The sequence below is a fragment of the Cohnella sp. SGD-V74 genome, assembly GCF_003001675.1.
GTDB lineage: Bacteria > Bacillota > Bacilli > Paenibacillales > Paenibacillaceae > Cohnella.
The window spans coordinates 1-13670 of sequence record NZ_PVYW01000019.1 but is presented as its reverse complement, the minus strand read 5'-3'; the positions used below and the strand labels follow the sequence as shown (position 1 = coordinate 13670).

General features: G+C 58.7%; 10 protein-coding genes and 1 rRNA gene. All 11 read left to right on the top strand.

The window, feature by feature from the left end; translation table 11 throughout:
* Positions 1-10: 10 nt before the first annotated feature.
* The gene (locus tag B0G52_RS25355; RefSeq protein ID WP_094048484.1) at positions 11-4153 is read left to right on the top strand and encodes a DUF4855 domain-containing protein; all 4143 of its coding nucleotides are present in this window, start codon (positions 11-13) and stop codon (positions 4151-4153) included.
* A 162-nt stretch (positions 4154-4315) separates the two neighbouring features.
* Positions 4316-5887, top strand: a complete 1572-nt coding sequence (locus B0G52_RS25350; RefSeq protein ID WP_198960730.1) for an anthranilate synthase component I family protein — start codon at positions 4316-4318, stop codon at positions 5885-5887.
* Positions 5884-6465 carry an aminodeoxychorismate/anthranilate synthase component II gene (gene pabA, locus B0G52_RS25345; RefSeq protein ID WP_094048480.1) on the top strand — a complete coding sequence of 194 codons (582 nt, stop codon included), beginning with the start codon at positions 5884-5886 and terminating at the stop codon, positions 6463-6465. Before B0G52_RS25350 ends, pabA begins: the two co-directional genes overlap by 4 nt.
* The gene (gene pabC, locus B0G52_RS25340; protein WP_094048478.1) at positions 6462-7343 is read left to right on the top strand and encodes an aminodeoxychorismate lyase; all 882 of its coding nucleotides are present in this window, start codon (positions 6462-6464) and stop codon (positions 7341-7343) included. Before pabA ends, pabC begins: the two co-directional genes overlap by 4 nt.
* Positions 7340-8209 (top strand): dihydropteroate synthase, encoded by an 870-nt coding sequence (gene folP / locus B0G52_RS25335; RefSeq protein WP_094048476.1) that lies wholly within the window; start codon positions 7340-7342, stop codon positions 8207-8209. Before pabC ends, folP begins: the two co-directional genes overlap by 4 nt.
* Positions 8202-8594 carry a dihydroneopterin aldolase gene (folB, locus tag B0G52_RS25330; RefSeq protein ID WP_094048474.1) on the top strand — a complete coding sequence of 131 codons (393 nt, stop codon included), beginning with the start codon at positions 8202-8204 and terminating at the stop codon, positions 8592-8594. The genes folP and folB overlap by 8 nt, the downstream gene beginning before the upstream one ends.
* Before the next feature lie 6 nt (positions 8595-8600).
* The gene (gene folK, locus B0G52_RS25325; RefSeq protein WP_094048472.1) at positions 8601-9107 is read left to right on the top strand and encodes a 2-amino-4-hydroxy-6-hydroxymethyldihydropteridine diphosphokinase; all 507 of its coding nucleotides are present in this window, start codon (positions 8601-8603) and stop codon (positions 9105-9107) included.
* A 6-nt stretch (positions 9108-9113) separates the two neighbouring features.
* On the top strand, positions 9114-10142 hold the full coding sequence (gene dusB, locus B0G52_RS25320) for a tRNA dihydrouridine synthase DusB (RefSeq protein WP_094048470.1): 1029 nt from the start codon (positions 9114-9116) through the stop codon (positions 10140-10142).
* Between the two features lie 354 nt (positions 10143-10496).
* Positions 10497-10973 (top strand): transcription elongation factor GreA, encoded by a 477-nt coding sequence (gene greA, locus B0G52_RS25315; protein WP_094048468.1) that lies wholly within the window; start codon positions 10497-10499, stop codon positions 10971-10973.
* A 174-nt stretch (positions 10974-11147) separates the two neighbouring features.
* Positions 11148-12659: a lysine--tRNA ligase gene (gene lysS / locus B0G52_RS25310; protein ID WP_094048466.1), complete on the top strand. Its 1512-nt coding sequence runs from the start codon at positions 11148-11150 to the stop codon at positions 12657-12659.
* Between the two features lie 918 nt (positions 12660-13577).
* Positions 13578-13670 (top strand): 16S ribosomal RNA (locus B0G52_RS25305); the annotation flags it as partial.

Sequence of the window (13670 nt, the reverse complement as noted above, 5' to 3'; positions counted from 1 at the left end):
TGAGCTTACGATGAGAACAAGAAGAGGTTTGACCGCTTTGCTGCTTGTCCCGGTCATGCTGCTGTCGTTGCTGTCGTCCGTATATGCGGAGGATCCGGGCGGAGGAGGCGCAGTTTTCTACAATTTGGCCCAAGGGAAAACGTATACCTGGTCGGAACAGCCGGAAGACGCTTTCCCGGATGACGGGACGAAGCTGACGGACGGGAATAGCGCCGACCCGTCACGCGCCAGCGGCAATTGGGTGGGCCACCGCAACAAGAAATCCCGTTCGGTCGTGTTCGATCTGGGCGAGCCGAAGACGATCAAGGAGGTCAGCGCGCGCTTCCTGCACGATTGGCCGAACAACGAGACGCTCGTACCGCTCACCGTTTCTTTTTACGCGTCCGACGATCAGGTGAACTGGGGCGTATTGTCTCATAATGCGACTCAATTGTTGTGGGGCGATCAGACCGCCATCGAGACCTATTCATGGGATGGCAGCGAGGAGACCGGAGTCGTGAAACGGGGCGATTACGCCGAGGGGCTCGTGTACGCACGGTATGTGAAGGTTGTGTTCTCCATGCATTCGAGGGCATGGAGCATGATCGACGAGGTGACGATTACCGGTGCGGACGGTCTTCTCGCAGAAGCCCAGCCGGTGCAGCCCGTCCCTTATGCCCTGCAGCAACCGGGGGTGGCAACCGGCGGTATTCAAAACCTGGGTTTGCTGTATAACGGGCATTACGGAGATGGCACGGGAACTTGGACGAAGGAGCGGGTTATCCCGAATATCAGCTACGTGAACCAGCAGGGCGAACCGGTCGACTGGCTGTTCGACGGCGTGCTGTATCTGGGCTTGACGTCGGAGAACGGCAGAGGCTTCGGAGCGACGGACGCGGCCGGCAAAGCCAGAAAAGAGGAATGGGACTGGTATTTGAATAAAACGTTCGCCATTGGCGGCGATATGAGCGCGTTGAACGAAGCGACGATCGAGGCGGGCGCCAAGCTCGGGCAGCCCGACCGCAAGACGAAGGTCGTTCTGATGATTCCGGAACCGGGCGAGTATCAGTCCGACTTCGGCAGCCTTAACGGCGAAAATCTGGATTTCAATGTCGGCACGGTCGGCAGCGCCGCATCGCTGAACAATCGGGAGAAAGCGATTCGGTGGTGGGTCGATGAAGTGCAAGCCAGATGGGCGGCGGCCAACTACTCGAACCTGGAACTCGTCGGCATGTATTGGCTGGAGGAGCAGATCAGCACGCATGCGACCGGCCCGGAGATGGTCAAGAGGACGAGCGACATCGTGCATGCCGCCGGCTTGAAGATGTTCTGGATTCCTCATTTTCTGGCCTACAAGGCATTCATGTGGAAGGATGTCGGCATTGATGCGATATCGCTGCAGCCGAATTACTTCTTCGAGCAGTTGGACCCTTCGCGTCTGGAAGATACGGCGGATATGGCGAAACGGTACGGCATGTCGCTGGAATTGGAGTTCGACGACAGGATGATCAACGACGCCGTCTTCCGCGAGCGGTTCATCGAGTATTTGAACAGCGGCGTGGATACAGGACTGATGCAGCAAGGGTATAAAGCATACTATCAAGGCAACAACGCCGTTTACAACGCGGCTAACAGCGCAGACCCCGCTACTCGCGTGCTCTACGATTGGCTGTATCAATTCGCGAAAGGCACTTACCAGAAGCAGGACGCCGTTCCGCCGGATGTTGTAACGCTTATGAACGGGCAGCCGATCTCGGAGCATAAGATCGTGCCGGACACGACCCAGGCCGCTTTCACCTGGACCGTTCCGGGAGATGACGGCAGCGGGATTATCAAAGTAACGGCCAAGTATGACGGCAAGCCGTACACGCAAGGAACTGTAGTGGATCTGACGGGCAAGCCGGGCAAGCATGTGCTGGAGTTGACGGTGGCCGCCGCCAAATCGAAGACGGTTAAGTTCGTCATAGAGGCTCGCTTGGGCGCGGACGGCCTTCTGGCGCTCGTGGATAAGTATGCGGAAAACAATCAGCTGAGCCATGCCGAGACGAACCGCGCTATGCGCAATGCCTTGATCATGATGGGGCGTACGCAAGCCAGCGATCCCGAGCAGGCCCAGCGCTATCTGAAGGCCTTCAATGCCAAGCTGGAAGAGGCCAAGGATCGCGGCTACGCGGCGGAGAGCGCTTATACGGCGCTGAAGGAAGGCGTGTATTACGAGATTGGAAGCGTCGCGCAGGACAAACAAGCGGAGGCGTCCACGACGGAAGCGGCGGGGTTGGAGCCCGAGAAGGCGCTGGACGGCGCTCCGGCCACACGATGGGCGAGCGAAGTGCGCGAGACGGCCTGGTTCCAGGTCGATCTGGGCAGCCCGCAAACCTTCGACACGATCCGCATCGATTGGGAGTATGCTCGCGCGGACCAATACCTGCTGACCGTCTCGGACGACAAGCAGAATTGGCGTCCCTTGAACGTCGGCACCAACGGCGTGGTTAAAGCGGCGGACGGCAAGAACACGCTGGTGTTCCCGGCCACGACGGCAAGATATATCAAGTTCGACGGACTGAACCGGGCAACGTTCTACGGATATTCCTTCTATGAATTCGGCGTGTACGATCTTGCCCTGCAGCAGGAGATGAAGACATTGGACGGCATACGGGCCGGTGTGGACGTCCCGACCAAGAACGTCGCGATCGACGGTCTGGTCATGAATGGCAAGCTGGAGCAAGTGTACGTCAAAGTGCTCGATCCTAGCGGCAACATTCAATATACCGGTCAGGGGACCGCCAAGGACGACGGCAGCTTCGGGTTCGCCTTCACGCTGACCGGCGAAGCGCAAGGAAGTTATACGGTCGAGCTGGAGACGGACGACATGACGACTCCCGAGCTGGCCGCCTTCGAATATCGCAAACCGCCTACCAATGGAGGCGGAGGCAATAGTGGAGGCGGCAACGGAGGCAGAGGTGGCGGCGGCTCGACGCCGGACCCGTATACCTCGCAAGCGGACGGTTCGGTCAAAGCCGTGCTCGTCCCGATGTTGAACGGCAAACAGGCTTCGGCCTCGGTCGGAGCGTCGGATCTGAATGCCGCCATTCGCAAGGCGACGGCCGACAGCAACGGCGACAAGCACGTCCACATTGAATTGAAACCGGCGAACGGAGCCGGCAGCTATGCATTGGAGCTTCCGGCGGCTAATCTGACGGGTCAATCCCATCTGCTGCTGCATATCGACACTCCGTACGGCCAGCTTGTGCTCAACGGCGACATGCTGGCGGGCGCCAATACGGCGAATGCAGGGAAGCTGCTCGTCACGGTAAGCGATCGTGCGGGCGATTATCGCGGCAACGAAGCGGCTGGCAGGATCGGCAGCAGGCCGATTGTGCAAGTGGCGCTGCAGTTGGACGGAGAGGCTCTGGCTTGGAGCAATTCGAAGGGGGCGATTCGGATCGCAATCCCGTATGCGCTGCAGGCGGGCGAGCAAGCGGCATGGCTGCGCGTATACGAGCTGACGGCGGGCGACCGCGCGGCAGAGGTCAAGGATGCAGTTTACGATAAGGGGATTCTGCGGTTCTCCGTGGATCATGCCGGCGTATATGCCGTCGGCATTGCGGCCCCGGCGGCTGCGTTCATCGACCTTGGCAAGCATGAATGGGCGCGCGAGGCAATCGAGGAGTTGGCCAAGAGAGGCATCGTCAAAGGCACTTCGATCGAGAAGGCCGCCTTCAGTCCAGCCAGTCCGGTGACGCGGGCGGATTTCATCCTGATGCTGGTGAACCTGCTTGATTTGCGCGCCGAGTTTGCATCGACTTTTGCGGACGTGCGGTCGCAGGACTATTATTATGATGCGGTTTCCATTGCCAAACAATTGGGCATCGTCTCCGGAGTGAACGGCGTCAACTTCGCTCCGCGAGATCCGATCAGCCGTCAGGACGTCATGGTCATGCTGACTCGCGCGCTGCAGTCGACGGGTGTCGTCAAACCGGCCGCATCCGGCTCGGCGCTCGACAGCTATCGCGATGCGAGCCAGATCGCGCCGTATGCTGCGGAAAGCGCAGCGACCATGCTTGAACACGGGCTGGTTACGGGCTCCAACGGCAATATGATGCCGAAGAGCATGACCAGCAGAGCGGAAGCGGCGACGTTCCTGTATCGCGCTCTTCAATTAATCGAGAAGTAAGCCGGAAGCGGCGGAGCGGGGGATCATTCCTCCGTCCCGCCGCTTTTTGCCGTCCTTCGCATTTCTTTTAAGCAAGGAGGAGGCATTTATGGTATTCTTTCTAAAAAAGACAGACAGCCGCGACCGGCTGAAGGGGCGGAAAGAGTGCGCAGTGTGGAATGGATGGCGTTGGATCAGTGGGAGCTTTGGCATAATTCGGGCGAGGGTTACACTTTGCTGCCCTATATAAGGAAAATAAAGATGGAGTCGGACATCGGCGTTCTGCCGGCTTTCTGGGAAGGCGCATGGGCGCAGGCATCGGCGCATGCGAGCGTGCTCGAGAGCGGCAAGGGAGGCCGATACACGATCGTCGGCCTGCGGCCGGTCGCCGCAATCGCGGGCAAGGGAGACGAGGCGAGCGTATGGTCGCCCGTCCATGGGTCCGGCGAGGAATGGACGGAAACCGGACGCATGAACGGCCGCCCGCTCGACGTGGTGCGGGAATGGCTGAGGCCGTGGCGGGGACCCCGCCCGGAAGGCGTGCCAGACTGTATCGGCGGCGTCATCGGATTCTGGAGCTACGACGTCGTGCGAAGCCTGGAGAAGCTACCTGTTATCGCACAGGACGATCTTGGGCTGCCGGACTACGTGTTCCAGCGTTTCGAGGAGCTGTGGATTGCCGACCATGCGGAAGGGGAAGTATACGTTGCGGTGCATGCTGGCGTCGGATCGGATACGGATCGCGAGGGCTTGGAGCGGTTGCACCGCTCGGCCCGGGAACGCGCCGAGGAGATGGAACGGCAGTGGCTCAGTTGGCTGGCCGAGGGAGAGAGCCCGACAAGTCGGGAACGCGCGGCGAGGATGCGGGAGAGGATGGCCGATGACCGCCTGGAGATCGACATCGAACGGCTGCCGGGACTGATCACGTCGATGAGCAAGGCGCAGTACGAGGAGGCGGTCAGGCAGGTTCAGCGCTACATCGGGCAGGGAGATGTGTTTCAGGTCAATCTGGCGCTGCGGCAGAGCCGCCGCACCGACGTCGCGCCCGAGACGCTGTACGAATGGCTGCGCGTCGTAAATCCGTCTCCTTACATGGGAATGCTGAGGACGCCGTCTTTCTCGCTGGTCAGCGCCTCTCCCGAACTGCTCGTGAAGGTGGACGGGCGGAGGTTGTCCACGAGGCCGATCGCCGGCACGCGCCGTCGGGGCAGAACGCCCGAGGAGGATCGCGCGCTGGAGGACGAGCTTCTCGGCAACGAGAAGGAGCGGGCCGAGCACGTCATGCTCGTCGATCTGGAGCGCAACGACCTGGGGCGGGTCGCGAAGTATGGGACAGTCAGGGTGCCGGAGCTGCTGACGGTGGAGAGGTATTCCCACGTGATGCATCTCGTCTCCCAGGTGGAGGCGACGCTGGCGGACGGGAAGGACGCGCTGGACGTGCTGGCGGCGACGTTCCCCGGGGGCACGATTACCGGAGCGCCCAAAATCCGCACGATGGAAATCATCGAAGAACTGGAACCGACCCGCAGAGGTTCGTACACGGGCTCGATCGGATGGATTGACTACAGCGGAAATATGGAATTTAATATAATTATTCGTACGATCGCCGTACAGGACGGGGTTTGTCATATTCAAGCGGGGGCCGGCATCGTCATCGATTCCGTGCCGGAGCGGGAATTCCATGAATCCCTGAACAAGGCCAAGGCGCTTTGGAAAGCGGTGCAGTACAGCGAAGGGCAGGTTGAACCGACATGATCCTGGTGATCGACAACTACGATTCTTTCACGTATAACCTGGTGCAGTATTTAGGAGAGCTCGGCGAAGAGATCGTCGTTCATCGCAACGACGAGATCGATCTGGACGGCATCGCCAAGCTTGCGCCCGACCATATTTTGATTTCTCCGGGACCGTGCACGCCTAACGAAGCGGGCATCAGCCTCGCGCTGCTGGAGCGGTTCAAGGGAGAGATCCCGATTTTCGGCGTATGCCTGGGGCATCAATCGATCGGACAAGCGTTCGGCGGAGACGTCATTCGCGCGGATCAGCTTATGCACGGCAAGACGTCCGAGATCAAGCACGACGGCAAGACGATCTTCGCGGGTCTGCCCTCTCCGTTCACGGCGACTCGCTACCATTCCTTGATCGTGAAGCGCGAGACGCTTCCGGACTGTCTGGAGATCAGCGCGGAGACGGAAGAAGGCCTGATCATGGGGCTGCGGCACAAGGAGTACGTCGTGGAGGGCGTACAGTTCCACCCGGAGTCGATCATGACCGATTACGGGCTGAAAATTCTGCGCAATTTCCTCGATCAGAAATCGGGCGTAAGGGCATGAAGTTTTTATTCGACGGACAACTGACTAGCCAGAGCGAAGCCGTGATCTCCGCATTCGATCACGGTTTTTTGTACGGGATGGGCTTGTTCGAGACGTTCCGCACGTACGGAGGGCGGCCGTGGCTGTTGCGGGAGCATGCCGCGCGGTTGCAACGGGGCTGCGAGCTGCTGGGCATCCGCTATGAGCCGGACGCGGGCCGGATGGAGCGGGGCGTTGCGGAGCTGCTCGCGGCTAACGGACTGAGCGACGGGTATATCCGGTGGTCGGTGTCGGCGGGAGAAGGCGAAATCGGTCTTCCTGCCGGAGACTACGAACGACCGCATGAGATCGTCTACGCCAAGGCGCTCGCTCCGGACGAGCCGGCGACGCGGCAAGGCAAGACGCTGCGCCTGCTGAAGCTGCGGAGAAGCACGCCGGAAGGCGCGTTCCGACTAAAATCGTTTCATTATATGAATAATATCGTAGCCAAGAGAGAGTTGCAGGCGGCAGGGGCGGCTCCGGGAACGGAAGGGCTGTTTCTCGATGGGAACGGCGATGTCGCGGAAGGGATGGTCAGCAACGTGTTCTGGGTGAAGGCGGGCAAGCTGTACACGCCTTCTTCAGACACCGGTCTGCTCGAAGGCGTAACGCGGGAGTACGTCATACGGCTGGCGCGCGCGGAAGACCTTCCCGTGGAGGAAGGGCTTTACGGCTGGGAGGCGCTGCTCGAAGCGGACGAAATCTTCGTCACGAATTCCGTGCAGGAGATCGTGCCCGTCGTGCGGCTGGAGAACGATCAAGGACAACGGACGAATTGGAGCGGCGAAGAGGCCGGGGAGATGACCGCCTGCCTAATGAAGCTGTATCGCAATGCGGCGGAGAGGAATGACAACGAATGAATCCGACTTTTTATCAACGCAGCTACAAGTTCCGGGACGGGATCGAGCTGGAGCTTGGACGAAGAACCCTGATTATGGGAATACTGAATGCAACGCCCGACTCGTTCTCCGACGGGGGCCGCTACAATGAAGCGGAAGCGGCGGCCGCGAGAGCCGAGCAGATGGCGGCGGAAGGCGCGGATATCATCGATATCGGCGGGGAATCGACGCGTCCCGGCCATGATCCGATCTCCGCGGAAGAGGAGCTGGCCCGCATTCTTCCGGTGATCCGGGCGGTCAAGGCTCGGGTCAAGCTGCCGATCAGCGTCGACACGTACAAGGCGGAGACGGCGCGGCGGGCGCTGGAGGCGGGAGCCCACATCATCAACGACGTATGGGGCTTCAAGCGCGACCCGGAGATGGCGCGCGTGGCGGCGGAATTCGGCTGCCCGGTCATCCTGACGCATAATCGCGACAAACGCGACTACGGAGATTTTATGGAAGATGCCTTGAACGATCTGCGCGAGAGCGTGCGGATTGCCCGTGAGGGCGGCGTTGCCGAGGAGAACGTCTGGCTGGACCCCGGAATGGGCTTCGCCAAGGAATACGAGGAAAATCTGGAGATGATGGGCCGTTTGGAAGAGGTGGTCGCTCTGGGGTATCCCGTGCTGCTGGCCGCTTCCCGCAAGCGGTTCATCCAGCGGGCGCTCGGCGTGACGGCTGCGGAAGCGGCGGAAGGCACCGGCGCGACGACGGCGCTGGGCATCGTTCAAGGCTGTCAGATCGTGCGGGTGCACGACGTGCTGCTGTCGAAACGCGTGGCCGCGATGACGGATGCGGTCGCGTACCGGGACAAATCGGGAAAGGCGGTGGCCGCGAATGGATAGAATGCAGCTGAAGCGCATGGTGTTTTATGGATATCACGGCGTATACCCGGAAGAAAACAAGCTCGGGCAAAAATACTGCGTGGATCTCGACTTGCGGCTGGATCTCGCCCGCGCCGCGCTTAGCGACGACGTCGAGGATACGGTGAATTACGCGGAGATCCATGCCTTGGTCAAGCGGATTGTGGAAGGACCTCCGGTCAAGCTGATCGAGACGCTGGCCGCAAATATTGCTTCGGCCGTTCTCGGAACGTATACTAGTATCCATAAAGCGACGGTATCGGTGACGAAGCCGAACCCGCCGTTCGACATTACCTTCGACGGAGTGACCGTGGAGCTGTCCAGACGGAGAGGACCGGACGGGAGCATCGTCCCTGCGGAGGATTGAACTGAGTTGCATGAAGCATACGTGGCGCTGGGCGCCAACCTGGGAGACCGGGAAGCCTCGCTGAAGGAAGCGATACGAAGGCTGCGGGCGGAACCGGATCTCGAGCTGCATCGGATTTCTCCGATTTACGAGACGGCTCCGGTAGGGTATACCGACCAGCCTTCTTTTCTCAATATGACGATCGGGTTGAAAACGGCCATCGGCCCCGTAGACCTGCTTCGCCGCCTGCTCGCGATCGAGCGGGACATGGGACGGATAAGGGACATCCGCTGGGGTCCCCGGAATATCGACCTGGATTTGCTGGCGTACGACGCGGTTGCGATGGATACGCCGGAATTGACGATCCCGCATCCCCGTATGGGGGAGCGGGCGTTCGTATTGGTGCCGCTGAAGGACATCTGGCCGGAGGAGTCCCCTTTTCCATGGGAGAAGCAGTTGTCGGCTATGTCTCTGCGGGATGAGGGCATTTCGCGCTTCGAGGCGCAGGATCAAGAGGGGTTAGGAAAGGAGTAAGGAATCATGCTGAAGATCGGCAATGTGACGATGAACAATAACGTCGTGCTGGCTCCGATGGCGGGCGTCTGCAACCCGGCGTTCCGGCTGATCGCCAAGGAATTCGGCTGCGGACTCGTCTGCGCGGAGATGGTGAGCGACAAGGCGATTCTGCACGGCAACCAGCGCACGCTGGAAATGCTGTTCGTGGACGAGCGCGAGAAGCCGCTGAGCCTGCAAATTTTCGGAGGGGACAAAGAGTCTCTCGTCGAAGCTGTGAAGTTCGTCGACCAGAACACGAATGCGGACATTATCGACATTAACATGGGCTGTCCCGTGCCGAAGGTGACGAAATGCGACGCGGGCGCCAGGTGGCTGCTCGATCCGAAAAAAATTTACGAGATGGTGTCCTACGCCGCGGACGCGGCCAAGAAGCCTGTGACAGTCAAGATGCGCATCGGGTGGGACGACGAGCATATCTACGCGGTGGAGAACGCCCAGGCGGTGGAGCGGGCCGGAGGCGCGGCCGTCAGCGTGCACGGAAGAACGCGTGAGCAGCTGTATACGGGCAAGGCCAACTGGGATATTTTGCGCGACGTGAAGCAGGCGGTGAACATTCCGGTGATCGGCAACGGGGACGTGTTCTCGCCCGAGGACGCGAAGCGCCTGCTGGAGCACACAAATTGCGACGGTGTCATGATCGGACGGGGGGCGCTGGGCAATCCGTGGATGCTGTATCGTACCGTTCATTTCCTGACAACGGGTGAGCTGCTGGGCGATCCGGCTCCAAGCGAGAAAATCCGCATCGCGATGCTGCACATGGACCGTCTGGCCGAGCTCAGGGGAGAGCGGGTCGCCGTTCGCGAAATGCGCAAGCACCTCGCCTGGTACCTCAAGGGACTTCCGGACTCCGCAGCCGCGAAAAATTCGGTCATGGAGTTGCAATCCCGGGCGGAAGTGGTGGCCGTGCTGGACGAGTATGTGAACCGGGTAGAGGAAATGTTGGCTCGCGAAGCGGCCGGAGCTTCTGAATCCGGCGAAATCCTCGTACACTAGGGTGTGTATGCAACCTCCGAAGATAGCAGATGTTGCCGAATTTTCATTCCATGCAAGGAACTTTTGTGAAGGCGTACCGGGGTGCGTCAAGCAAAAGTGACGAAGCAGGGGGCGAAAGGCGGTGCTAGATGCCTCTGAGCGGGTTTGCATACACGCCCTGAGAGGAAGCGGTTTCATTCATGTCCCTTCCGCGAATTGACATTTTCAAGGGGTTGCAATATAATCGTACCAATATTCGCCCAAGCATCAGGAAAATCGCAGGCTAACATCGGATAAAGATGTCATGTCGGCGATGACCGACCATATATTGGTTAGCAACCTCGAAAATCTTTTCCATGACAGGAGATCGGTGAGATGAGCGACAAGGAAGTGCTTCTGACCCAAGACGGGCTTAAGAGGCTTGAAGACGAACTCGAGAACCTTAAATCCGTCAAACGCCGCGAAGTCGCGGAACGAATTAAAGTAGCCATCGGATACGGCGACATTAGCGAAAACTCGGAATACGAGGACGCTAAGAACGAGCAAGCCTTCATCGAAGGCCGGATCATTACGCTGGAGAAGATGCTCCGCAACGCGCGGATCATTAACAGCGAAGAAATCGATCTGGAGACGGTGAGCATCGGCTCGACGGTCGTCGTGGAAGATTTGGAATATGGCGATACGATGGAATATACGATCGTCGGCACCGCCGAGTCTGACCCGCTGAACAACAAAATCTCCAACGAAAGTCCGGTAGGTAAAGCCATCATCGGCAAGAAGAAGGGCACAACCGTTGAAGTGAGCGTTCCTGCGGGCATCATTCAATACAAAATTGTCGATATCAAGATGTAGCAACGAGGCCAGCCGCAATTCAGACGTTAGTCGCCGCCCATAAGGACGGAGAAGCCGATTGACTGGGATAGAAAAAAGCTTCCTTAGGAAGCTTTTTTGCCTGTTAGCGGACATTCGCTTGAAGCGCGCCGGGCCGAGCCGAATAAATCCAGATACGAATGAAGGAGCAGAACAATGGAACATAACGGTCAGTCGGAAGAGTTGGAATTAGGCGAACTGCTGCGAATCCGGCGCGGCAAGCTGGACGACCTGCGGGCGCTGGACGTCGATCCGTTCGGCGTCAAGTTTGACCGCACGCATCACGCGGGCGAACTTCTCGCGCAATACTCGGAATTATCGAAAGAGGAATTGGACGAGAAGGCGGTCGAAGTGAATGTCGCGGGACGGATCATGACGAAACGCTCGATGGGCAAGGCGGCTTTCGCGCACATCCAGGATCTGAGCGGGAAGATTCAGATCTACGTTCGTCAGGATACGGTGCCCGAGCATAAGTTCAAGGCGTTCGATCTGCTCGACATCGGCGACATCATCGGCGTTAAAGGCGTCGTGTTCAAGACGAAGACAGGCGAAACCTCGATCAAGGTGGACGACCTGGAGGTTCTGACCAAGTCGCTTCTTCCGCTGCCGGACAAGTTCCATGGGCTGAAGGACGTGGAGACGCGTTACCGCCAGCGCTATGTGGACCTGATCGTCAACCCGGACGTTCAGAAGACGTTCATTACGCGCTCGCGCATCATTCAATCGATGCGTCGCTATTTGGACGATCGCGGTTATTTGGAAGTCGAGACTCCGACGCTGCATTCCATTGCGGGCGGCGCTGCGGCTCGTCCTTTCATTACGCATCACAACGCGCTGGACATGCAGCTCTATATGCGGATCGCGATCGAGCTGCATCTGAAGCGGCTCATCGTCGGCGGCCTGGAGAAGGTGTACGAGATCGGACGCGTCTATCGCAACGAAGGCATCTCGACGCGCCATAACCCCGAGTTCACGATGATCGAGCTGTACGAGGCTTATGCCGACTATGAGGACATTATGCGACTGACCGAGTCGCTGATTGCCCATATCGCGCAGGAAGTTCTCGGCACGACGAAGATTGCGTACCAAGGCCAGGAAGTGGACCTGACTCCGTCGTGGCGCAGAGTGTCCATGACCGAGCTGATCCGCGAGACGGTTGGCGTGGACTTTACCGCCCAGATGACGGACGAGGAAGCCCATGCGCTGGCCAAGGAGCACAAGGTGCCGGTCGAGAAGCATATGTCGTTCGGTCATATCGTCAACGCGTTCTTCGAGACGTTCTGCGAGCACACCTTAATTCAGCCTACTTTCGTAACCGGCCATCCGGTGGCGATCTCTCCTCTGGCGAAGAAGAACGAAGCCGATCCGCGGTTCACGGACCGGTTCGAGCTGTTCATCGTCGCCCGCGAGCACGCCAATGCGTTCACGGAGCTGAACGATCCGATCGATCAGCGCGAGCGGTTCGAATCGCAGCTGGAAGAGAAGGAAGCGGGTAACGACGAAGCGCACGAGATGGACGACGACTTCATCCGCGCGCTGGAGCACGGCATGCCGCCGACGGGCGGACTCGGCATCGGCGTCGACCGTCTGGTCATGCTGTTGACCGACGCGCCGTCGATCCGCGACGTTCTGTTGTTCCCTCATATGCGGGAGCGTTCCGACGGGTAATGAGTGGTTAAGGGGATGTAACGCGTGCCGGCGACATTAGGAGTCGTTGCAGTCGTTATCTTAATAGAGGCCGGTTGTTCGCCTGGTGGGCGGGCGACCGGCTGTTCTTCTTTTTTTGAGCTTGGCTTGGGCTCGGCAGGCAGGGTAGTAAAGGGGGGGGGCGGAGCAATGTTGTCAGGTTAACCTGAATTCCCGAGGGTTTATGTGCGATGGCTTGCCGTTGAGCGACATGGAATGGCATAGGACGATGGGGTAGCGTTATTGGTTGCGGGCCTGGAGGTTGAACGTGGGTTAGCGTTACGGCATCACGTTATTTCATGGGTTCTGGGCGATGTTGGGGGGCAAATGGGGAAATAACATTATGCCATCGCTCTATTGTCCGTTAGCCGGACCCGTGTCGGTCATTTAGCATTACACCGTAACGTTATGCCATTACCGTTATCACCGCATCGCCGTGGTCACCACAACCATAGACCACAACCATCACCATCACAACCGTTACCACGATCGCGCCAACATTATCACAACCACTACCCAACGGTAGCTGTTCCTAGGATAACCATGTTCCCGCCTCTCAACTTTGTGCAAAAAGATGGGGTGTCGTGAGCGATGTTCTGTTCCTGGCTAAATGCGTTGCTCCCTCGCTGGAGCTTGACCTGACAACATGGGGGAGCGGGGGAGAAAATCGGATGCGGTACAGATGTAGGGGTTGTTGAGTGTTGTCGACCCATTATATAGAGGTAAACAACTTCAATAAAATTCCATGCATAAAGGGGGTTGCAAAGGCCTAGCGTGCTGTGCTATATTATTTAAGTCGCCTCGGGCGGCACTGAAAAAGAAACACAGATTGCACCTTGAAAACTGAACATTGAGCGTAAGAAACAAAAGCAATACCAGCAGTGAATGAGCTAATCAACTTTCATGGAGAGTTTGATCCTGGCTCAGGACGAACGCTGGCGGCGTGCCTAATACATGCAAGTCGAGCGGAGTTAGGAGGGGGCTTGCTCCCAA

What these genes read in the sequence shown, in the direction of transcription:
- B0G52_RS25355 (WP_094048484.1), top strand. Translation starts at nt 11, where the DNA reads ATGAGAACAAGAAGAGGTTTGACCGCTTTGCTGCTTGTCCCGGTCATG.
- B0G52_RS25350 (WP_198960730.1), top strand. Translation starts at nt 4,316, where the DNA reads ATGGCGTTGGATCAGTGGGAGCTTTGGCATAATTCGGGCGAGGGTTAC.
- pabA (WP_094048480.1), top strand. Translation starts at nt 5,884, where the DNA reads ATGATCCTGGTGATCGACAACTACGATTCTTTCACGTATAACCTGGTG.
- pabC (WP_094048478.1), top strand. Translation starts at nt 6,462, where the DNA reads ATGAAGTTTTTATTCGACGGACAACTGACTAGCCAGAGCGAAGCCGTG.
- folP (WP_094048476.1), top strand. Translation starts at nt 7,340, where the DNA reads ATGAATCCGACTTTTTATCAACGCAGCTACAAGTTCCGGGACGGGATC.
- folB (WP_094048474.1), top strand. Translation starts at nt 8,202, where the DNA reads ATGGATAGAATGCAGCTGAAGCGCATGGTGTTTTATGGATATCACGGC.
- dusB (WP_094048470.1), top strand. Translation starts at nt 9,114, where the DNA reads ATGCTGAAGATCGGCAATGTGACGATGAACAATAACGTCGTGCTGGCT.
- greA (WP_094048468.1), top strand. Translation starts at nt 10,497, where the DNA reads ATGAGCGACAAGGAAGTGCTTCTGACCCAAGACGGGCTTAAGAGGCTT.
- lysS (WP_094048466.1), top strand. Translation starts at nt 11,148, where the DNA reads ATGGAACATAACGGTCAGTCGGAAGAGTTGGAATTAGGCGAACTGCTG.